The organism is Xanthomonas sp. NCPPB 3583 (assembly GCF_041475715.2).
Taxonomy (GTDB): Bacteria; Pseudomonadota; Gammaproteobacteria; order Xanthomonadales; family Xanthomonadaceae; genus Xanthomonas; species Xanthomonas euvesicatoria.
Window position 1 is genome coordinate 3,094,195 of record NZ_CM191263.1, and the last position, 20,263, is coordinate 3,114,457.

A 20,263-nucleotide genomic window follows, 5' to 3' on the forward strand; every position below is an offset into this window, starting at 1 on the left:
TGCGCTCGCTGCCAACGTAGCAGCGAACCTGACAGCGACGAGGCCTTCCCCACAAGGCCTCGCACCCCCGCGCACCGTTTTCCAACCTTCGACTGACGACACGCTGCGCGCGCCGGAGCTACCGGAACGGCTTTGGCACAGCCTGGCCTGCCCCACGCCAGCGGGTTCTGGCCGATGCGCACCGCCGTTTGAAGGGTGCGGACATCAGCAACGCTCCACCAGCGCCCGGTTCAGCGATCGCACCCCGCCAACCTGATGCTTTGCCCCGGCTTGAGCGCATACGACGGCGCTTTCAAGCCGTTGGCCTTGGCCAGCTCCTTGATCTCGCATTGGTACTTCTGCGCGACGCGACCGAGCGTGTCGCCCTTGGCGATGGTGTAGCTGCGCACTTGCTTTGCCTTGGGCTTGGCCACTGCCGGCTGTCCGGTGGCGACGGTGGTCGGGACGCCGGCCATCTGGCTGACATCGCCCACCGCCACGCTGGGCACGTACTCGGGCGCGCTGCTGCTGCGCACGATTGCGCTGTTGAGATCGGCGGTGATCAGGGTGCGCGCCAGATCCGCACGCGGGCCATTGACGCAGTAACGGGTGTAGAGGTTGACGATGCGGTTGGTGGCATTGATGACCGTGCCGGCCGGAATCCAGCCATCGGATTCGTAACGTGGGTTGAGATTGCGCAACGCACGCATGTAGCCGTCGCGTGTGCCCATGCTGCCTAGGCAGATGGTGAGTTCGTAGATGGTGGTCGACTTGGCCAGCTTGAGCGTGGCCGGCTGCGCATCGAGCTTGGGAAAGTCCACCCCGTATTGACGCGGGTGTAGGAAGATCCACGCCGCCGCGATCACCATTGGCACGTAGTCCTTGGTTTCGGCCGGGAACTGGTTATAGACGTCCTGGTCCCAGAAGCCGCGCCCGCCGCTCTGCGCGAACACGCGCGCGGCACGGCCTTCGCCACCGTTGTAGGCGGCCAGTGCCAGTTCGATGCTGCGGTTGAGTCCGGCCATGCGTTCGTTGAGGTAGGCGGCGCTGGCTTCGGCGGCGCTGCGTGCATCGAAGCGGGTGTCGAAGCCGGTGCCGTCCGGGCCCAGCCCGAAGCGACGTCCGGTGGCGGGCATGAACTGCATCAACCCGGCGGCACCAGCGCGCGAGCTGGCATGCACCTTGCCGTTGGATTCCTTGGCCATGATGCCGAACAGCAGCGCTTCTGGAAGGCCGCGCTTCTGCCATTCCGGCCACATCACGCCGCGCAGGTTGCTGTAGTTCTCGTAGCTGGTCAGCAGCGCCGGGCGCATATCGGTGAGCCAGCGCCGGATACCGGCCTGCACGGCCGGGTTGTACTGCACCATCTTGTCGAATTCGTGGCGCTGGTCGTTGAGCAGCGTGGCGGCACGCGCGGCCTCGGGCACGCCGTTCGACGCCGGACCCAGATGGTCCGGGTCGGCTTGCAGCAGCGTGTCGTCGTCTTCCGGATCTTCGGCGGCCGGCGCCTCGGCATCGGCGCGCGCCTTGAGCAGGCGCTTGTAGGTGGCCAACTGATTGGACACCAGGCAACCACGCTGCTTGATGCAGGCGTCGATGATGTCTTCCATGTCCTCCAGCGCAGCATCGCCTTCGGCAGTGCCCTTGGGGTCGGAGTTGTTCACCAGCACCAGCGCATCGCGATAGCGCTTTTCGGCGGCGGCCATGCGCGCATCGAGCGCGGCGGCCTTCTCCGTGTCGCGTTTGGAGATGGCGTGGGCGGCGGGGACGACAGACATCAGCGCCACCACAGCCAGGACAGGCCATGGGCGCAAACCAAAATGAGCGAGCGGCATCGTAGGCAGTACAGCGGAAAGGCAGGCAGGGTAGCTGCCGGGGCAACATCGGGGCAAGGCAGCGAGGCCACCGGGGTCAGTGGGCCGTTAGCTTGGTGGGCGCGGTCGATGCGTGCAGTACCTGCAAACCGGCGCACCGACGCGAACGATCGAGTGCGTCTGCGGCTGCCGCGCGGCGTGCGTGCGTCGCCCGTTCGACCCAGCCTGCCTGCCAGGATCTGCCGCGTTGCCGGTTGGCATTGCCCGCTGGGATTGCCCGCTAGAATCGGCCCTTTCCTACCGGATCAGCGCAATGGCCTCGTTCCTGCTCGGCAAAGGCGTCACCGATGACATCCCTGTAGTGCTGGAAGGACGCTTCGGCAACCGCCACGGGCTGGTGGCCGGCGCCACCGGGACCGGCAAGACCGTGAGCTTGATGACGCTGGCCGAAGGCTTCTCGCGGCTGGGCGTTCCGGTGTTCCTGGCGGACGTGAAAGGCGATGTCGCCGGCCTGGCCGTGGCTGGCGATGGCGCGCCCGGCGTGCTGCAGCGCGCCAACGATTTGGGCATGACCGACTACGCCCCGGCCGCCAACCCGGTGGTGTTCTGGGACCTGTATGGCCAGATGGGGCACCCGGTACGTACGACGGTCAGCGAGATGGGCCCCACCCTGCTCGCCCGGATTCTGGAACTCAACGACACCCAGTCCGGCGTACTCGACATCGTGTTCAAGCTGGCCGACGACCGCGGCTTGCTGCTGCTGGACCTGGACGACCTGCGCGCGCTGCTCGCGCTGGTGGTCGAAGAGCGCAAGGAGCTCTCCACCAGTTACGGACTGGTGTCCAGCCAATCGGTTGCCGCCATCCAGCGCGCCTTGCTGCGTTTGTCCCAGGACGGCGGCGAACAGTTCTTCGGTGAGCCTGCGCTGGAGCTGGCCGAACTGATGCGCGTCGCGCCGGATGGCCGTGGCGTGATCGGCATCCTGGCTGCCAACCAATTGGTGCTCAAGCCGAAGCTGTATTCCACCTTCCTGCTGTGGCTGCTGTCGGAACTGTTCGAACGCTTGTCCGAAGTGGGCGACCTGGAACAACCCAAACTGGTGTTCGTCTTCGACGAGGCGCACCTGCTGTTCGACGATGCGCCGGCGGCGCTGGTGCAGCGCATCGAGCAGGTGGTGCGCCTCATTCGTTCCAAGGGCGTGGGCGTGTATTTCTGCTCGCAGTTTCCCGACGACATTCCCGACAATATCCTTGGCCAGCTCGGCAACCGCGTGCAGCACGCGTTGCGCGCCTACACGCCGCGCGACCAGAAGGCGGTCAAGACTGCCGCGCAGACCTTCGTCGGCAATCCCAAGCTCGATGTCGCCACCGCCATCTCCAGCCTGGGCACCGGCGAGGCGCTGGTGTCGCCGCTGCAGGGCAAGGGCGTGCCGGCGCCGGTACAGCAGACGTTGATCGCACCGCCGCGCTGCCGCATGGGCGCCATCAGCGAAACCGAACGCGCGCAGGTGCGCGCGGCAAGCCCGGTCGGCACCCGCTACGACACCGCGATCAACCGCGAATCGGCTGCCGAACTGCTGGCGCGCCGCGTCGAACAGGCCGCCGAACACAACGCAGCCCCACCTGCCCGCACTCGCGAAGATGACGACGCGCACGACAGCGGCTTCGGTCAGGCGGTCAAGGACGCGGTCTTCGGCACCCGCCGCCGCCAGGGCATGCTGGAAGCGATGGCCAAGCAGACCTCGCGCACGGTGGGCAACAAGATCGGGCAGCAGATCGTGCGCGGCATCTTCGGTAGCATTTTTGGCGGGAAGCGATGATCTGCTTGATCGCCGCTGCCACGTCTCGATGGCACCGTCGCCGTGAAGGGCTACCGCGTGTTGGCGTGAACGGACTCCAACACGCCATGCAACTTGGCGTACTGCAACAGCATGATGGTCTTGGCATCGGCGATCTCCCCTGAGCCGATCATCGCCAGCGCTGCATCCAGTGACAGCTCCAGCACTTCGATCTCTTCGCCGTCTTCTTCGAGTCCACCGCCGCCGCTGACCTTGTCGCCGTCGACGTATTCGCCGACGAAAAAGTACAGGCGCTCGGTGACCGAGCCAGGGCTCATGAAGGCCTCGAATACCTTGCGCACGTTGTCGATCCGGTAGCCGGTTTCCTCTTCGGTTTCCTTGCGGATGCAGGTCAGCGCATCGTCCTGGTCGAGCAGGCCGGCACAGGCTTCGATCAACATGCCATCCGGGTTGCCATTGAGCAGCGTCGGCAGGCGGAACTGGCGGGTGAGCATCACCGTCTGCTTGGCGCGGCTGTACAGCAGAATGGTGGCGCCATTGCCACGATCGTAGGCCTCGCGCGACAAGGTCTGCCAGCGGCCGTCCTTGCGCTGGAAATCGAACGTGACCTTGCGCAGCACATACCAATTGTCCGAGAGCACATCGATGCTGCGGATGCGGACCTGCGGGTTGCCGGTGGCAGAGGGAATCAAGCGACACTCCTTGTGGTGCAAGCGAGCAGTGCCACGGTTGCGGCGCGCACGGTCGCTCGTAGGGCCGCGATAGTGCGGCGGGCCACCATTTTACCTGTCGCTCAGCTGGCACCTCAGGCAGTCACGCACGCACCGCGTCGGCGGTCTGCCGATGCGCTTAGGGTGATGTCTGACACAGCATGCTTCGATGTAGGGCCGGCACTGACGCACGGCCTGGCCAGCAGTCTCCAGACCATGCCCGCAACACGTCGCCGGTCGCTGGCGATCCGGGTTCGCCGGCTTGCCCTCCCCCAATTGCGTGGCGGCGCACGGCCCCGCACAATCCCTTCACATCACACGCCTGGGGAGCGTCATGGAAGACCGTTTTCGCGCACGCAAAGTGGCCGCGCTGGCTGCGCCTGCACCGTTCTGGACCCGCATTCCCGCCATCGCCACCTACCCGCTGCGTGGCTCGGCGCTGTATGCGCTGATCGCATTGACGCTGTGCAGCGCCTTGCTGGTGCTGCCGGGCATCCTGAAACTGGTGATTGCCGGTGTGCTGGGCATGGCGACCTATACCTATGCCTTCGACATTCTGCGCCACACCGCCGATGGCCAGACCGATGCGCCACGCCTGGGCTATAACAGCTTCGACAGCGCGGTACTGCGCCTGATCCTGCTGGCCATCGCGCTGGGCATCGTGATCGGCGTAGGAGCCGTGATCGCCGGCCCGTTCGGCCTGACCATCGCCTATCTGGGCACCATGCTGCTGCCTGGCATGCTGATCTCGCTGGCCATCGACGGCAGCCTGCGCCGCGCGCTCAACCCCGCCGTCTCCATCGACATGGCGCTACGGATCGGCTGGCCGTATCTGGCCGCCTACGGCCTGCTCTACGTGATCCAGGGCAGCGGCACGGCAGCGGTCTTCTTCGCTACCAAATACCTACCGCCGCTCGTGCGCGAAGCGACGGTCATGGTGACCTCGATCTGGACGCTGTTCGCCAGCTTTCACCTGCTGGGGTATCTGGTGTACCAGTACCACGAGGAGCTGGGCTATGTGCCCAGTGGCGCGGATGCGCACGAACGTAGCGACCCGGACCAGCGCCTGCTCGACGAAGCGGAACAGTACGTGCGCGACGGGCATTCCGACGAAGCCTTTCAGGCCCTGCGCGGTGCGGTGCGCTCGCGCGCGGTGAGCCTGGCGGTGCACGAGCTGTATCAGCGCCTGTTGCGCCAACACCATCGCAACGACGAGCTGCGCGAACACACTCGCCAATACATCAATCGCCTGTTGCAGGAAAAGCAGGAACGGCGTGCACTCGCGCTGCAGCGCGAAGCGCTGGACATCGACCCCACGTTTACGCCGCTGACGCCCGAGCAGGCCAACCTGCTGGCCGAGCGCGCAAGGATGGCCGGGCAGTTCCAACTGGTCACCGATGGCCTGCTGGCCGCCATTGCTGCGTGGCCGCGCGACCCGATGCTGCCTGCCTGGTCGCTGGACGCCGGCGTGCTGCTGGCCGAGCGCTTCGGGCGCGATGATCAGGCGCGCGTCGTATTGCAGAACGCAAAGGATCGCTGCGACGACGAAGCACTACGCGCGAAGCTGGACGCGGCACTGAAAGCGATGACGATTCAGCCGGCGTGATCGGCTGAGGATCCGTTCTGCAGCTTCCAGGCAGACAGATCCCATCAAGCTCCGAACCATGCATGTCAGCCAACGCGACCGGCCCTTGCCCGCCCGGCGCCGCGCGAGTCAAAGAGCACGCGTTGGGCAGAAACCGCTCAACCGTTTTCGAGCAAAAAGCGTGCTTTGTTGGCCTGTCCCTGCTCGGGAAACTGATCCAGCAGCTGGCGCAGCAAGCGCGTGCGCTGCGCACCGTCCTGCAGCTCACCGTGACGCAAGGCAAGCACGAACCATTGTTGGGCCAATTCATCGCGCGGCGTACTCAATTCGCTTTCCTTCAATAGACGCTCGGCATCGGCCAACAGGCCGTTACGCATGCACGCAGCGATCAGCGCCCTGCGCGCCGTCGGGCTGCAGGCAATCCTGGCCTTACTGAGTTCGGCGGCAACTGCCAGCTGGATGCGTGTCTGTTCGGCGCTATGGGTCTGCAGGGCCAGCAGCGTCTCGGCATGGCGCAGGCTGTCCTGGCTGCGCCCTGCATGACGCGCAGCGCGATAGCGCGCAAGCGCAACCTCCAGATTGTGCGGCTGCTCGCTCGCCAACTCCGCCAGCAAATGTTCGGCCTCGGCGTTTTCCATCCGGCCCAGATGGCGCTGCGCACGCTCCCAGCGATCGTCCACCGCAACCGCGTCGCCCTCCTGCATAAATTCTGGCCGAGTTTGCCTCAACGCCACCAGCAAGGCGCCCAGCAACGCACCGCTCACCAGTCCGCCGGCATGCGCCTCGAAGGCGACTGCGCCGTCGTCGCTGGATGCCAGGCTATACAACTCCCAGCCCAGCCACAGCGGCAACAGCAGGATCGCCGGGCCGCGCACGTAATTGAAGACGACGAAAAACCAATAGAAAAAACGCACCCTGCGCCTGCCCCAGACCACGCAGAACGCACCCATCAGCGCGGCGATGGCACCGGAGGCACCCAGACCGCCACCGGGCTCGCCCCAGCGCCACCACAAGCTGGCCAGGCTGGCGCCGAATCCGCCGAGCAGATACAGCACCAGGAACCAGCCACTGCCGATGGCGCCTTCCAGCAAGGTACCCAAGGCAAGCAGGAACAGCATGTTGCCCAGCAAATGATCGAAGCTGCCGTGCAGGAACGTGGCAGTCAGCATGCGCGCTGGCGACCATTCGGAACTGCGCTGCACATGGCGCAGCGTAAATATCCTGGACAGCCGCGTGTCGTAAGGCGCACGCAATGCGCGCCACTCGCGCAGACGCGCGTCGCCGTTGAACAACGTGCCGCTGCGCAGGGCGTGTTCGAAGGCGACATCGTGCATCGTCAGGTGCGCCAGATACGCGATGCGTTGCGGTTTAGGCACGCTGTCCAATTTTGCCTGGCGTGCCGCGCGCAACTTGGCGTTGGCGGTCTACTGCAGGTAGCGCGCATGCGCATCGGCCTCCAGCGCGCCCAAGCCGGAGTGCACGTAGTAGTGCACGGCGCTCTCGACCAGGCTGTCGTCCTTGCGCTGGTAGCCCAGGTAGACCGCCACATTGATCAGCACCAGCAGCAGCGTCACCCAGGGGATGTTCTGCCGCGACCAGGGTTTGTGCAGCGGCATGATCAGCATGACAACATCCGTGTCTTAAGAATGGCGGAAAGCTTCGCTGTGCGGCGGCAGATGCGCAAGCACGTCATGCGCGCTAGCATCGCGACCCCGCCGTTGGAAACTGCCTGCCCCATGAGCCGCTGGCGCCCGCCTGCCGAGAAAAGCACTGCGCTGATCACGCCCGAAGGCCATGCCCGCCTCAAGGCCGAGCTGGACGACTTGTGGCGCGTGCGGCGGCCCGAAGTGGTCCGTGCCCTTGCGGCGGCCGCCGCCGAAGGCGACCGCTCTGAAAATGCGGAATACACCTATCGCAAGAAGCAGCTCGGTGAAATCGATCGGCGTGTACGCTATCTGAGCAAGCGGCTGGAAGCGCTGCGCGTGGTGGACACCGCACCCACCGACGCGAACGCGGTGTTCTTCGGCGCACAGGTGGAACTGGAAGATGCCGACAGCGGCGAGTTGCTGCGCTACCGCATCGTCGGCCCGGACGAAACCGATGCCGGACGCGGCTGGATCAGCATCGATTCGCCGCTGGCGCGCGCACTGCTGAAAAAGCGCGTGGACGACGAATTCGACGCGCACTTGCCGGCCGGCAAGCACACGTTTGTGGTGGTGTCGGTGCAGTACGTGCCGCTGTAAGGGATATACAGCGCGCGAAGCGATTCTGGCGCGTGCATCGGCAACGGCGGTAATCGAGGCCACAGAGAACCGAACACCCAGTGCCCCAGGACTGCCGCGTGACCTGCTGATACGCTCGCGCCCCGACCACCCTCATGCGGCGATGTCATGCCCACAGGCGATGTTGGTGCGCAGCGCGTCGTGCCGGGGGCGGCTGCGCGTCGCCAGCCTCGTCGCGCTCAGGCACGCTCCTACGGCTTGGCGTGCCCACCGCGGCATGTGCGCCGACGGTTCGGCACAGTCGGGAGCGCCGACGCCATCGGCCAGCCGGCATCCTGCTGCGGCTAAACGATCTGCAGGTTCAATGTCCGCCCTGGCTGCTGCACCGCGGGGCCAGACGGCAATGCATCGCCAAACAGATCGTGCTCGTCGCTGTCGGTGATTTCCACATCGACCAGATCGCCCACCTTCAAGCCGAGCTCGCCGCCGTTCTGGATATGCACCAGCCCATCGATTTCCGGCGCATCGGCACGCGAGCGGGCCACCGCGATGTCGTCTTCGATCACATCCACCAGGCACTGCTGCACGCTGCCGATCTTGGATTCCAGGCGCAACGCAGAGATCTGCGCCTGCTTGGCCATGAAGCGCGCCAGGCGCTCGTGTTTCACTTCTTCGGGCACCTGATCCGGCAATGCGTTGGCGCTGGCGCCATCAACCGGCGAATACGCAAACGCACCGACGCGGTCCAGCTGCGCCTGATCCAGGAAGTCCAGCAAGGATTCGAATTCGGCATCGGTTTCGCCGGGGAAACCGACGATGAAGGTCGAGCGCACGGTGATCTCCGGGCACATCGCCTTCCAGCGCTGCACGCGCTCCAGGGTTTTTTCCACCGCGCCCGGGCGCTTCATCAACTTGAGGATGCGCGGGCTGGCGTGCTGGAACGGGATGTCCAGATACGGCAGCAGCCTGCCTTCGGCCATCAGCCCAATCACATCGTCCACGTGCGGATACGGGTACACGTAATGCAGGCGCGTCCACACGCCCAGCTCCGACAACCCCTCGCACAGCGCCTTCATGCGGGTCTGGTACATGCGGTCGCGCCACGGACGCTCGGCGTACTTCAGGTCCACGCCATAGGCCGAGGTGTCCTGCGACACCACCAGCAATTCCTTGACGCCACCGCGCACCAACCGCTCGGCTTCGCGCAGCACCTCATCGACCGGACGCGAGACCAGATCGCCGCGCATCGAGGGAATGATGCAGAAGCTGCACCGGTGATTGCAGCCTTCGGAAATCTTCAAGTAAGCGTAATGGCGCGGGGTCAGCTTGATGCCGTAGTCCGGCACCAGATCCACGAACGGGTCGTGACGCGGCGGCAACGCGGCGTGCACTGCCTCCATGACGCTCTGGTAGTCCTGCGGGCCGGATACTGCCAGCACCTGCGGATACGCCTCACGAATCTGCTCCGGGCGCTTGCCCAGGCAGCCGGTGACGATGACCTTGCCGTTGGCGTTCATCGCTTCGCCGATCGCGTCCAGCGATTCGGTCACTGCCGAATCGATGAAGCCGCAGGTATTGACCACCACCACATCGGCAGCGTCGTAGCTGGGCACGATGTCGTACCCCTCCACGCGCAGCTGGGTGAGGATGCGTTCGGAATCGACGAGCGCCTTCGGGCAGCCAAGGCTGACGAAGCCGACTTTAGGGTTCAGCTGGGACATGGAAGCAGGAGCCTGGGAAGCGGAGCGGCCTGGGGCCTGAGCGGGTCAATTATAGCGGCGCGGGGGCGACGCTCTGAACCGCATGCCGCGCACGCGGGGTCATCTTAGCGGAACCCTCACCTTCGCCCCCGCCGATCCGGTCGATAATGCGCGCCTCCCCGGACTGCAGCAGGAGTTTCCATGGGTCACTGGACCACGCTCGACACCCCCGACGGCCAGGTTGCCGCCTGGCACGCCACACCCGCTTCCAGCCCGCGCGGCGGCCTGGTGGTGATTCAAGAAATCTTCGGCGTCAACGAACATATCCGCGCAGTGGCCGACGACTACGCCGCACGCGGCTATGAGGTGCTGGCACCGGCCTTTTTCGACCTGGAAGAAAAGGACGTGCAGTTGCCGTACGACCAGCAGAGCCTGCAGCGGGGCCTGGCGCTGGCCAACGCGGTCGGCCTGGAGCGCGCCGTGGAGGTGGTGAAATCTGCCGCCACCCTGCTCACCCGCGCCGGCAAGGTCGGTACGGTGGGCTACTGCTGGGGCGGCTCCGTCGCGCTGCTGTCGGCCATTCGCCTGGGGCTGCCGTCGGTCAGCTACTACGGCGGCCGCAACACCCAGCTGCTGGACGAAACCCCCAAGGCGCCGGTGATGTTCCACTTCGGCGAGCGCGATGCCAGCATTCCGCCCGAGGCGATCCAGGCCCATCGCGAGAAGCTGCCGCAGATGGAAACCTTCGTTTACCCGGCCGGGCACGCCTTCAACCGCAGCATCGACTCCACCCACTACGACGCCGACAGTGCCGAGCGCGCACTGGAGCGCACCCTGGGCTTCTTCGCGGCGCACCTGGGATGAGCGACACCGGACCGGACAGGCCTGCGGGCGACTTCCAGCTCGACCCGCGCCTGGCGGCCGATAGTGTGTTCGTGGCCGACGGGCCGCTGTCGCAGGTGCGGCTGATGGACGACACCCGCTTCCCGTGGCTGGTGCTGGTGCCACGGGTGGCCGATGTCAGTGAATGGATCGATCTGGATGGCGGCCAGCAGCGTTTGTTGCTGGCCGAAATCAACCAGCTCTCGCAGTTGCTGCGCGCCGAACCCGGGGTGGGCAAGCTCAATATCGGCGCGCTGGGCAACATCGTGCGGCAGCTGCATGTGCATCTGGTCGGCCGCCACCCCGGCGATGCCGCCTGGCCCGGGCCCGTCTGGGGCAGCGGCAGTGCGCAGCGCTTTGCGGCCGAGGCGTTGCAGCAGCATGTCGCGGCGTGGGCGCAACGGCTACGATAGGCACCTGTCTTTCAACCAGTCTCCCGCATGAAATCCAATGTCGTCGCCGCGCTGATCCTGATCCTCGTCGGCCTGCTGTTTCTGGCCAACAACCTGGGCTGGACCAATCTCAGTATCGGTCGCTTGATCGCCACCTGGTGGCCGGCCGCACTGGTTGCGTGCGGAATTGGCATGCTGTTCGGGCGCGGGAAGTAGGTCGGGCGGGGATTCGGGAGTCGGGATTGGCGAATCGCAGCAGCGGTATCTGGCTGCTAATGGCTCTAACGACCTATCTTCTGCGGTGGCATGCAGCAGCTTCCTTCTCCCCTGGGGACATTGTCCTCCTTTATGGGGGAGAAGGTGCCCCGAAGGGGCGGATGAGGGTACGGGCGAAGCCTCGTGCATTTACCGACGGCTAGTCTGAGCTGGCACTTCCGGCCCCGCCCCACATAACCGAACACTGACAGCCCAGACCCGCGTCGCCTGCCCTGATCACGCATCACCGCACTTGAGGCACTCACTGGCGATGCAACATGACGACTGTCATCCGCAACTGTTGACTTCCGGCACCTGATTGACGGGCGCATCGAGCGCAGCATGGCCTCACACCAACCGAGGATGTCGCCATGAACTACCGTCTAATTCCTGCCCTGTTCCTGATCGTCCTGGGCGCGTTGTTTCTGCTGGACAATCTGGGATTGGCGCATATGGATGTGGGCAACCTGATCGCGACCTGGTGGCCGGTGTTCCTGATCGCCGCCGGTGTGCGCCAATTGCTGCGCTACCGCGAGAAGGCGGCTGTGACCTGCTGAAGGCCACGGCCGCGCCACCCATCAGGTCCGCGGCAGGGTCACGCCGGTCTGGCCCTGGTACTTGCCGCCGCGGTCCTTGTACGAGGTTTCGCACACTTCGTCGGACTGGAAAAACAGCATCTGCGCCACGCCTTCGTTGGCATAGATGCGCGCCGGCAGCGGCGTGGTATTGCTGAATTCCAGGGTCACGTGGCCTTCCCACTCCGGCTCCAGCGGGGTCACGTTGACGATGATGCCGCAACGTGCGTAGGTGCTCTTGCCCAGGCATACCACCAGCGTGTCGCGCGGGATGCGGAAATATTCCACCGTACGCGCCAGCGCGAAGCTGTTCGGCGGAATGATGCAGACATCCGATTCGATATCGACAAAGCTGCCGGGATCGAAGTGCTTCGGATCGACGATCGTCGAGTTGATGTTGGTAAAGACCTTGAACTCGCGCGAGCAGCGTACGTCGTACCCGTAGCTGGAAGTGCCGAAGCTGACGATGCGCTGCCCGGCAGCATCGTGCTTGACCTGGCCGGGTTCGAACGGCTCGATCATCGCGTGCTGTTCGGCCATGCGCTTGATCCAGCGGTCGCTCTTGATGCTCATGCGTGTTCCTTGAAGACGGAAGGCGGCGGGCCGAGCGGCCCGCGCGAAGACGGCGAATTCTACCAGCGGCCGGCATCGCCGGCCCGATGCGCTACAGCAGGGATGCAGAGATCGGGATGCTGGCGCGTGGGCGCTTGCCCAGTTCCTCGGCAAGCCGCGTCGCCGCCGCTAGGTAGGCCTTGGCTGCCACCGACTCTGGCGCGGCCACCACAACCGGCTGGCCGGCATCGCCTTGCTCACGGATTGCGATCTCCAGCGGCAACGACCCCAGCAACGGCACGCCGTACTGCGCCGCCATGCGCTCACCGCCGCCTTCGCCGAACAGATGCTCGCGGTGGCCGCAGTTGCCGCAGGTATGCACCGCCATGTTCTCGACGATGCCGAGCACCGGCACCTCGACCTTTTCGAACATCTTCAAGGCCTTGCGCGCGTCCAGCGTGGCGATGTCCTGCGGCGTGGTGACGATGACCGCACCGGCTACCGGAATCTTCTGCGACAGTGTCAACTGGATGTCGCCGGTGCCCGGCGGCAGGTCGATCAGCAGATAGTCCAGGTCGTCCCACAGGGTGTCGTTGAACAACTGGGTCAGCGCGGACGTCGCCATCGGCCCGCGCCAGATCATGGGGGTGTCCTGATCGACCAACAGGCCGATCGACATCGCCTCGATCCCGAATGCACGCAGCGGCTCGATCGACTTATTGTCCGGGCTGTCCGGCCGCCCGCTCAGGCCCAGCATTGCCGGCACGCTGGGGCCGTAGATATCGGCATCCAGCACGCCGACGCGCGCGCCCAACTGATGCAGCGCCAGTGCCAGATTCACCGCAGTGGTGGACTTGCCCACGCCGCCCTTGCCCGACCCCACCGCAATCACATTGCGGATGCGCGAATGCGGCGCCAACGTGCCCTGCACCGCGTGCGCGGCGATTCTGCGTTCGCCCGTCATGCGCCAACCGCCTGCGCAACCGCGCGCGTCGCCAAGAAACCACTTTTCGCCATCGTGTTCATCGCCTACCCGGTTTGTCGTGTGCTACCGCGAGCGACTCAAGCATCGCCTTGCGCCGCATCGAAGAGGGCGTGAGTGTACCGGCTCGATCAGACGCAGCCGCCTTGTTTGCCAACGCGACACAGACGCACGTGCAGCTCGCACGTGACACTTACTGACAAATTTCGCAGAGATGGACACAAGATTAAAGAATTGTTACGGTCAAAATGCGGTTCAGCTGGTGCTCAGCGAACCCAACTGTGCAAATCGAATCCCAGCAAGGAATCCGCGAAATCATGTCGAGCCGTACCTCGCAACGCACCCGTCGCCATCGCCTCAGCACTGCACTTTTCGGCGTACTAGCCGCCTCTGCGGGCAATGCTGCCGCCCAATCCGAAAATGGCGTCGCGCCTGATACGACCGATCTGGACAAGGTCACCGTCACCGGATCGCGCATTGCGCGTACCGGCTTTGTCACGCCCTCGCCCGTGACGGCCATCAGCGCCGAAGAAATCCGCGCCACCGGTGCGACCACCATCAGCGACCTGATGGCGCGTATGCCGGCACTGGCACCGAGCTACACATTGGGCAACTCCACCCGCTTCATCGGCACCGCCGGCCTGGGCCTGCTCGACCTGCGCGGCATGGGCGTGGACCGCACGCTGGTGCTGGTCAACGGGCGTCGCCACGTAGGCTCAAGCCCAGGCTCGACTGCGGTGGACGTCAACACCATTCCGGTGGAATGGGTCGAGCGCGTGGAAGTCATCACCGGCGGCGCATCGGCGGTGTATGGCGCCGACGCGGTGGCCGGCGTGGTCAACTTCATCCTCAAGAAATCCTTCACCGGTTTTGAAACGCGCGCGCAGACCGGCCTGGCCGACGAAGGCAACTACAACCGCTCATTTGCCAGCTTTTCTGTCGGTACCGATTTCGCAGGCGGTCGCGGCAACATCGCGGTGTCCGGCGAATACAGCAAACAAGATCGTTTCGGTCGCGGCAACCGCGCCATCGGCCGCGAGTATCTGGTGAGTGTGCCCAACCCCGGTTTCGACCCCACCCGTCCGCCGAGCGAAAGCAATCCGCAAAACGTGCTCAGCGGCCCCGGTGGCAATCATTCGACCTCCTACGGCGGCACCTTCAATCTGGGCACGTTCGATTTCCGTAACCCGGCCAGCTACGGCAACCGCTATGTGTTCAACGACGACGGCAGCTTCCGGCGCAACCGTTACGACGGCACCGTGGTGAGCAACACTTCGTGCGTGGATTGCGATTTTGTCGACCTCAATGCGGTGGCCGATCTGCAACCCGGCTTCGATCGTAAAAGCGTCAACACCATGGTCAACTTCGAGATCAGCGAAAACCATCGCGTGTTCTTCGAAGGCAAGTACAGCGAAACCGATTCGGAATTTTTCGGCCAACCGGCATTCGACAGCTCGCTGCGCGTGCGCCGCCAGAACCCGTACGTCAGCCCCGAGCTCGGCGCCCTGATGGATTCGCGCGGCGCCACGCAGATCCTGATGAACCGCTTCAACGTCGATGCCGGCCGCCGCGGCGAAAACATCGAACGCAAGACCTACCGCGCCGTTGTCGGCGCCGAAGGCAACCTGACCGACAACTGGACCTACGATGTGTCTGCCAATTACGGCAAGACCACGGTGGACCGCCTCAACCTCAACAACCGCATCAATGAACGCTGGCAGGCCGGCATCGACGCCGCACGCGATGCCAGCGGCAACATCGTCTGCCGCACCACGCTGGATCCGACTGCGGTCAACCCCAACACCGGCCGCGTGTACTCGGCGCTGGCACGCGAGGGCTGCGTGCCTTTCAGCGTGTTCGGCAATGGTGCGGTCACTCCGGAAGCGGCTGCATGGTTCAACACCACCGCGCGCTCGCAAGCCAAGATCCAGCAGACCGTATTCAGCGCCTCGGTGGCCAACAGCAACCTGCTGTCGCTGCCGGCCGGCGATGTCGGCATTGCCGGCGGCGTGGAATACCGCAAGGAACAAAGCGAGGAAGTCACCGACCCACTGGCAGCATCGGGGGCGACCTTCCTCAACGCCATCCCGAACAGTGGCGGCGACTACAGCGTCAAGGAAGTGTTCGTCGAAAGCACCATCCCGTTGCTGGCCGGCCTGCCGGGCGTGGATCGCTTGGCGCTGGACGTTGCAGGGCGCTATTCGGACTACAGCAGTATCGGCTCGACCAAGACCTGGAATATCGGTCTTGACTGGACCATTATCCCGTCGCTGCGGTTGCGTGGCACGCTGGCACAGGCCGTGCGCGCGCCCAGCATTGGCGAGCTGTACGACTCGCAGAGCGAAAACTTCGCCACCATCAACGACCCCTGCAATTACCTGCCCACCAATATCAACCGTCCCGGCACCGCCGGCGATGTGGCGTTGCGTCAGGCCAACTGCAGCGCGCTGGGCATTCCGGTGGGCTGGATCGATACCTTTACCTCCACTCGCCCCGGCGTGAGCGGCGGTAATCCGGAGCTCAAGCCGGAGCGCGCGCGTAGCCTCTCGTACGGTTTGGTGTGGCAGCCGGAGTTCTTCGAAGGGTTCGGCATGTCGATCGACTATTGGCGCATCGACTTGCGCGACGCTATCGGCGCAGTGACCGCGGAAACCAATGCCACCCGTTGCGTGGATAACCCCGGCGGTATCGGCAACAGTTTTTGCGGCTTCGTGCAGCGCGCACCATTGGGTGGCTTCACCGATCCGCAGGGGCGCATCTATCCCGAACACAGCATCATCGGGTGGCAGGCGCTCAACGAAAATCTTGCCCGTTCGCGTCGCGTGGGCGTGGATCTGGAAATGGACTACCGCTTCCAGATCGGCGGAGGCAATACCGTGCTGCGGTTCGTCGGCACCCGCCTGATCCAGTCGCGCGAATGGGTGTTCCAGGACTTCCCGGCCGAATACGACGAGTACGTGACCTACGTGACCGACCCGCGCTGGCGTGCGCAGTTCCAGACCAAGTACAACTGGAACGAGTGGCGCGCCTCGTGGGACATGAACTATGTGGACGGCAACCTGCGGGTGACACCAGAGAGCTATAACAGCAACCCTGGCTCGGCCAGCCCGATCAGGAACGGCTCGTACGTCTATCACAACTTCCAGTTCGGCTATCAATTCCCCGGCTCGAAGATCGACGTATACCTGGGCATCGACAACGCCTTCGACAAGGATCCGCCGCGCAACTACTTCGGCTCGGATTTCACCTCTGCGCTGTATGACAACGTGGGCCGGTTCTTCTACCTGGGCACGACAGTGCGATTCTGATGGCCTCACGCGTGTAGAAAGAGCCCCGCTTGTCGGGGCTTTTTTTTTTGTGGTTTGGCAACGCGATGGATCATTACTCGCTGCGCAGACCACCCAACAACCTTCGAACACGCCGATTACATCAGGCAATCTGTATCGAACGTAACCATTAACTCACGAGCGCCGCTCCAGGTCGTTTGCCCAGGTGTGCAACATAACGCCACTTTGTGCCGAATTCCTCATTTTCGATGCGGATTTGGGTTATTTCATTAACAAATCATGTCAGATGCTTGCACTCGGTAGCAGGCATTCATTACATTCGGGTTAAGGCCATCTGACTCCCCGATGACCGCCCTATCCGAACTCCAGTTGAAAGGTCAGGAATGAGCAATCAGTTTCGTCGCCAAGTCCTCAAACGCACCGCTCTCGCCGTCGTGCTCGGTGCTTGCCTAACCAACGGCGCGGTCTACGCGCAAAGCACCACGGGCAGCATTTACGGCAGCGCCCCGTCTGAAGCCGGCAGCACGATCGTCGTGCAGAGCGACACCGGGCTCAGCCGCACCATTACGGTGGATGCCAATGGCCGCTACAACCTCGGCTCGCTGCCGGTGGGCGCCTACACCGTCACCCTGAAGCGCGGCGACCAGGTCGTCGACACCCGCAAGAACGTGCAGTTGCGCGTCGGCTCGGGCACTGAAGTCTCCTTCGCCGGCACGGCCGCATCGGGCAGCAACGCCGATGCAACCACGCTCGGCGCGATCACCGTTACCGCCGCCAACGCACCGAAGATCGATGTCAGCTCGACCAGCTCGCGCTCGGTCATTACCTCCGAGCAGCTGGCCACCTTGCCGCTGGGGCGTAGCGCCGAAGCGATTGCGTTGCTGGCGCCGGGTGCGGTGGCTGGTGCAGGCGCATTCAACAATGGCTCGCGCTCGGTGGTGTCTTTCGGTGGCTCGGGCGTCACCGAAAACGCTTACTACATTAACGGCTTCAACGTTAGCAACCCATTGAGCAACCTCGGCGGCGTGAGCTTGCCATATGGCGCCATCGACCAGCAGGAAACTTATACCGGCGGTTACAGCGCCAAGTACGGCCGTTCTACGGGCGGCGTGATCAGCCAGGTCGGTAAACGCGGCACCAACGAATGGCACTTCGGTGCACAGGCGGTGTGGGAGCCGAAGAACCTAGCGAGTTCGGTCGGCGATGTTTGGTACCCAAGCAATACACTCAACTCCAATCCGCGCTACAAGTATGAGGATCCTGATCTGCCGGGCACGATCTATCGCAGCGGCAAGGGCGACGTGCAAAGCCGCACGGTCTATAGCGCCTATGCCGGTGGCCCGCTGATTGAAGACAAACTGTTTATCTTCGTTGCTGGCGAAACCGACAAGACCGACGGTGCGGCAACCAACACAGCGACTGCGGCTACCGCGCAAGGACGCAATCATTACGAGTACAGCTCGCCAAAATTCTACGGAAAGATCGACTGGAACATTAACGACAACAATATTCTTGAGTACACCCGTATCGAGAACACGGATCGTCGTGCTGGCGCTTACAGCAACTATGACTACGAGACACGATCCGATGGTGGTCCGTCCGGCCTCTACGCGGATACTTACAAAATCAAAGATAGCTACGACATCTTCAAGTACACCGGCTACATCACCGACGACCTAACGGTGAACGCTACCTGGGGCCGCAGCACGCAGCACAACCAACAGTTCAACCCGCTGGTATCTTCGCTGCCCTTCATCGCTGGCTTGAATTTGCAAAATCCGGCCATCACCGGTGGCACGCCGATCTCCAACAATCAGGCGACCAACCGCTCCAAAGCGGATGACCCGATTAACAAGACCCGCAATCTGCGTCTGGAGTTGAACTACCGGCTAGGCGACCACGACCTGACCGCTGGTGTGGACAACATGTACTTCAACGCTTACGACGAAGGCGTGCGCACGACTGGTCCAGGATATCAGTGGATCTACGGCAGCGCGGGTGACGAAGTTTCGCCAGTTCGCGGAACGCTGGGCGTGGGCGCCACCGGCCCGGGCACCGACGGCTACTACGCGCAACGACGTATCTTCACTACCACCACCAGCATGGCGGTGGAGCAGAAGGCGTACTACCTGGAAGACCGCTGGCAGGTCAACGACCATTGGTTGCTGACGCTGGGTATCCGCAACGACAAGTTCACCAACTTCAATAGCGATCATGTGCCCTATGTCGACAGCGGCGACCAGTGGGCACCACGCTTGGGCGCTAGCTGGGACGTGTTCGGCGACTCCTCGCTGAAGATTTTCGCCAATTTGGGACGCTACTACCTCGCCCTGCCTAATCAGGTCGCGATTCGCGGTGCGTCTGCTTCGACCTACACGGACGAGTATTTCGCCTATACCGGTATCGATGCCAACGGCGAACCGACGGGCCTGCGGCCAATCGGCCCTGGTCCAGTGTCGAGCAATGGGGAATACGGCCAGGCTCCGGATCCGAATGCCTTTGCGCCAACCGATTTGAAGTCTCAGTATCAGGATGAATTCATCTTGGGCTTCGAGAAGACGTTAGGCGAAAGCTGGAACTCGGGCGCAAAAGTCACCTACCGCAAATTGCAGGCCGCCATCGACGATGTTTGCGATACCGGACGTATTGCAGACAAGTTAGAAGCTAGCGGCGGCAACCCGGATGCGGTAGACATTCCCGGCTGCGTAATGTTCAACCCAGGTAAAACCAACACCTACAATCTCGCTAACGTGGATGGCTCCGGATATACCCAAGTATCCATGTCGCAGTCGGACTGGGGCTTCACCGACAAGGCCAAGCGCAGTTATGTGTCGGTCGACCTGTTCCTGGAACACCCGTTCGATGAGAAGTGGTACGGCCGCATCGATTACACCTGGTCGCATAGCTACGGCAACACCGAAGGTCAGGTGAAGTCCGACCTCGGCCAGGCCGACGTATCCAAAACGCAGGATTGGGATTCGGCCGAGCTGATGTATTACGCCGGCGGCAGCCTTGCTAATGATCGGCGCCACCAGATCAAGGCGTTTGGTGCCTACCAGATCAACCCGGAATGGATGGCCTCCGCTACCCTTCGTGTGATGTCGGGCACACCGATCAGCTGCTTGGGCTTCTACGGCGGCCCGGATGCGGCGGCGGTCGACTACGACCCGATCGGCTACGGCTCTTCGTACCACTATTGCGGCCTACAACCATCGTCTCCTGGCGACGCAGGCCGTACGCCGTGGATCAAGAACCTCGATCTGGGCTTGACCTACCGCCCGACGTTCGCCGATCACAAGCTGGCTTTTGGCGTGCAGATCTTCAACGTCCTCAACGATCGAACGGTCAATCGTGTCGATGGCGTCTACGAAGGCGATGTTCCCTTCAACGTCTCCAACACCTACCGGGTAGGTCTGCAGCCTTACAACTACAACACGCCACGCTATGTACGCCTAACCGCCTCGTACGATTTCTGATGAGAGAAGAGGATCGAAGACGTCACGACGTCTTCGATCCGTCATCGGTATTTG

General features: G+C 63.6%; 14 protein-coding genes and 1 pseudogene. 9 read left to right on the plus strand and 6 right to left on the minus strand.

Annotated elements, in window-relative coordinates; all coding sequences use genetic code 11:
- Positions 1-230: 230 nt before the first annotated feature.
- A complete protein-coding gene (locus ACCQ07_RS13570; RefSeq protein WP_011347957.1) occupies positions 231-1,814 on the minus strand; it encodes a transglycosylase SLT domain-containing protein in 1,584 nt (527 codons plus the stop codon).
- Between the two features lie 292 nt (positions 1,815-2,106).
- Between ACCQ07_RS13570 and ACCQ07_RS13575 the strand changes: the two genes are divergently transcribed.
- The gene (locus ACCQ07_RS13575) at positions 2,107-3,612 is read left to right on the plus strand and encodes a helicase HerA-like domain-containing protein (RefSeq protein WP_372363387.1); all 1,506 of its coding nucleotides are present in this window, start codon (positions 2,107-2,109) and stop codon (positions 3,610-3,612) included.
- 50 nt (positions 3,613-3,662) lie between these two features.
- Here the strand turns inward: ACCQ07_RS13575 and nudK are convergent, their stop codons facing one another.
- On the minus strand, positions 3,663-4,283 hold the full coding sequence (nudK, locus tag ACCQ07_RS13580; protein ID WP_014090544.1) for a GDP-mannose pyrophosphatase NudK: 621 nt from the start codon (positions 4,281-4,283) through the stop codon (positions 3,663-3,665).
- Positions 4,284-4,635: 352 nt separating this feature from the next.
- Here nudK and ACCQ07_RS13585 point away from each other — a divergent pair, with 352 nt between their 5' ends.
- Positions 4,636-5,907 (plus strand): hypothetical protein, encoded by a 1,272-nt coding sequence (locus ACCQ07_RS13585; protein ID WP_372363388.1) that lies wholly within the window; start codon positions 4,636-4,638, stop codon positions 5,905-5,907.
- Between the two features lie 137 nt (positions 5,908-6,044).
- Here the strand turns inward: ACCQ07_RS13585 and ACCQ07_RS13590 are convergent.
- Positions 6,045-7,511, minus strand: a pseudogene (locus tag ACCQ07_RS13590) (rhomboid family intramembrane serine protease).
- Between the two features lie 111 nt (positions 7,512-7,622).
- Between ACCQ07_RS13590 and greB the strand changes: the two are divergent.
- The gene (greB, locus tag ACCQ07_RS13595; RefSeq protein ID WP_011347962.1) at positions 7,623-8,129 is read left to right on the plus strand and encodes a transcription elongation factor GreB; all 507 of its coding nucleotides are present in this window, start codon (positions 7,623-7,625) and stop codon (positions 8,127-8,129) included.
- A 323-nt stretch (positions 8,130-8,452) separates the two neighbouring features.
- On the opposite strand, the gene rimO is transcribed toward greB, so the two are convergent.
- Complete coding sequence (gene rimO, locus ACCQ07_RS13600) at positions 8,453-9,829, minus strand: 30S ribosomal protein S12 methylthiotransferase RimO (protein ID WP_011347963.1); 1,377 nt, start codon at positions 9,827-9,829, stop codon at positions 8,453-8,455.
- A gap of 180 nt (positions 9,830-10,009) precedes the next feature.
- Between rimO and ACCQ07_RS13605 the strand changes: the two genes are divergently transcribed.
- The 4 genes from ACCQ07_RS13605 to ACCQ07_RS13620 all read left to right on the plus strand — a co-directional run bounded on the left by ACCQ07_RS13605 (position 10,010) and on the right by ACCQ07_RS13620 (position 11,894).
- Entirely contained in the window at positions 10,010-10,672 is a 663-nt protein-coding gene (locus ACCQ07_RS13605; protein ID WP_372363389.1) for a dienelactone hydrolase family protein, read from the plus strand.
- On the plus strand, positions 10,669-11,103 hold the full coding sequence (locus ACCQ07_RS13610) for an HIT domain-containing protein (RefSeq protein ID WP_218490037.1): 435 nt from the start codon (positions 10,669-10,671) through the stop codon (positions 11,101-11,103). Before ACCQ07_RS13605 ends, ACCQ07_RS13610 begins: the two co-directional genes overlap by 4 nt.
- Before the next feature lie 27 nt (positions 11,104-11,130).
- Positions 11,131-11,298 carry a LiaI-LiaF-like domain-containing protein gene (locus tag ACCQ07_RS13615; RefSeq protein WP_008577498.1) on the plus strand — a complete coding sequence of 56 codons (168 nt, stop codon included), beginning with the start codon at positions 11,131-11,133 and terminating at the stop codon, positions 11,296-11,298.
- Between the two features lie 410 nt (positions 11,299-11,708).
- On the plus strand, positions 11,709-11,894 hold the full coding sequence (locus tag ACCQ07_RS13620; protein ID WP_008577497.1) for a LiaI-LiaF-like domain-containing protein: 186 nt from the start codon (positions 11,709-11,711) through the stop codon (positions 11,892-11,894).
- 21 nt (positions 11,895-11,915) lie between these two features.
- Here ACCQ07_RS13620 and dcd read toward each other — a convergent pair whose 3' ends face one another.
- Positions 11,916-12,485 (minus strand): dCTP deaminase, encoded by a 570-nt coding sequence (dcd, locus tag ACCQ07_RS13625; RefSeq protein ID WP_008577495.1) that lies wholly within the window; start codon positions 12,483-12,485, stop codon positions 11,916-11,918.
- Positions 12,486-12,576: 91 nt separating this feature from the next.
- Positions 12,577-13,428 (minus strand): iron-sulfur cluster carrier protein ApbC, encoded by an 852-nt coding sequence (gene apbC, locus ACCQ07_RS13630; RefSeq protein WP_008577493.1) that lies wholly within the window; start codon positions 13,426-13,428, stop codon positions 12,577-12,579.
- Between the two features lie 335 nt (positions 13,429-13,763).
- Here apbC and ACCQ07_RS13635 point away from each other — a divergent pair, with 335 nt between their 5' ends.
- Together ACCQ07_RS13635 and ACCQ07_RS13640 are read left to right on the plus strand one after the other, a co-directional pair.
- A complete protein-coding gene (locus tag ACCQ07_RS13635; protein WP_372363390.1) occupies positions 13,764-16,754 on the plus strand; it encodes a TonB-dependent receptor plug domain-containing protein in 2,991 nt (996 codons plus the stop codon).
- Positions 16,755-17,116: 362 nt separating this feature from the next.
- Positions 17,117-20,209, plus strand: a complete 3,093-nt coding sequence (locus ACCQ07_RS13640; protein ID WP_014090548.1) for a TonB-dependent receptor — start codon at positions 17,117-17,119, stop codon at positions 20,207-20,209.
- The last annotated feature ends 54 nt before the right edge of the window (positions 20,210-20,263 follow it).

Excerpts from the sequence above, each read along its gene's own strand:
- ACCQ07_RS13570 (WP_011347957.1), bottom strand. The coding sequence starts at position 1,814 with ATGCCGCTCGCTCATTTTGGTTTGCGCCCATGGCCTGTCCTGGCTGTG.
- ACCQ07_RS13575 (WP_372363387.1), top strand. The coding sequence starts at position 2,107 with ATGGCCTCGTTCCTGCTCGGCAAAGGCGTCACCGATGACATCCCTGTA.
- ACCQ07_RS13585 (WP_372363388.1), top strand. The coding sequence starts at position 4,636 with ATGGAAGACCGTTTTCGCGCACGCAAAGTGGCCGCGCTGGCTGCGCCT.
- greB (WP_011347962.1), top strand. The coding sequence starts at position 7,623 with ATGAGCCGCTGGCGCCCGCCTGCCGAGAAAAGCACTGCGCTGATCACG.
- rimO (WP_011347963.1), bottom strand. The coding sequence starts at position 9,829 with ATGTCCCAGCTGAACCCTAAAGTCGGCTTCGTCAGCCTTGGCTGCCCG.
- ACCQ07_RS13605 (WP_372363389.1), top strand. The coding sequence starts at position 10,010 with ATGGGTCACTGGACCACGCTCGACACCCCCGACGGCCAGGTTGCCGCC.
- ACCQ07_RS13610 (WP_218490037.1), top strand. The coding sequence starts at position 10,669 with ATGAGCGACACCGGACCGGACAGGCCTGCGGGCGACTTCCAGCTCGAC.
- ACCQ07_RS13615 (WP_008577498.1), top strand. The coding sequence starts at position 11,131 with ATGAAATCCAATGTCGTCGCCGCGCTGATCCTGATCCTCGTCGGCCTG.
- ACCQ07_RS13620 (WP_008577497.1), top strand. The coding sequence starts at position 11,709 with ATGAACTACCGTCTAATTCCTGCCCTGTTCCTGATCGTCCTGGGCGCG.
- dcd (WP_008577495.1), bottom strand. The coding sequence starts at position 12,485 with ATGAGCATCAAGAGCGACCGCTGGATCAAGCGCATGGCCGAACAGCAC.
- apbC (WP_008577493.1), bottom strand. The coding sequence starts at position 13,428 with ATGACGGGCGAACGCAGAATCGCCGCGCACGCGGTGCAGGGCACGTTG.
- ACCQ07_RS13635 (WP_372363390.1), top strand. The coding sequence starts at position 13,764 with ATGTCGAGCCGTACCTCGCAACGCACCCGTCGCCATCGCCTCAGCACT.
- ACCQ07_RS13640 (WP_014090548.1), top strand. The coding sequence starts at position 17,117 with ATGAGCAATCAGTTTCGTCGCCAAGTCCTCAAACGCACCGCTCTCGCC.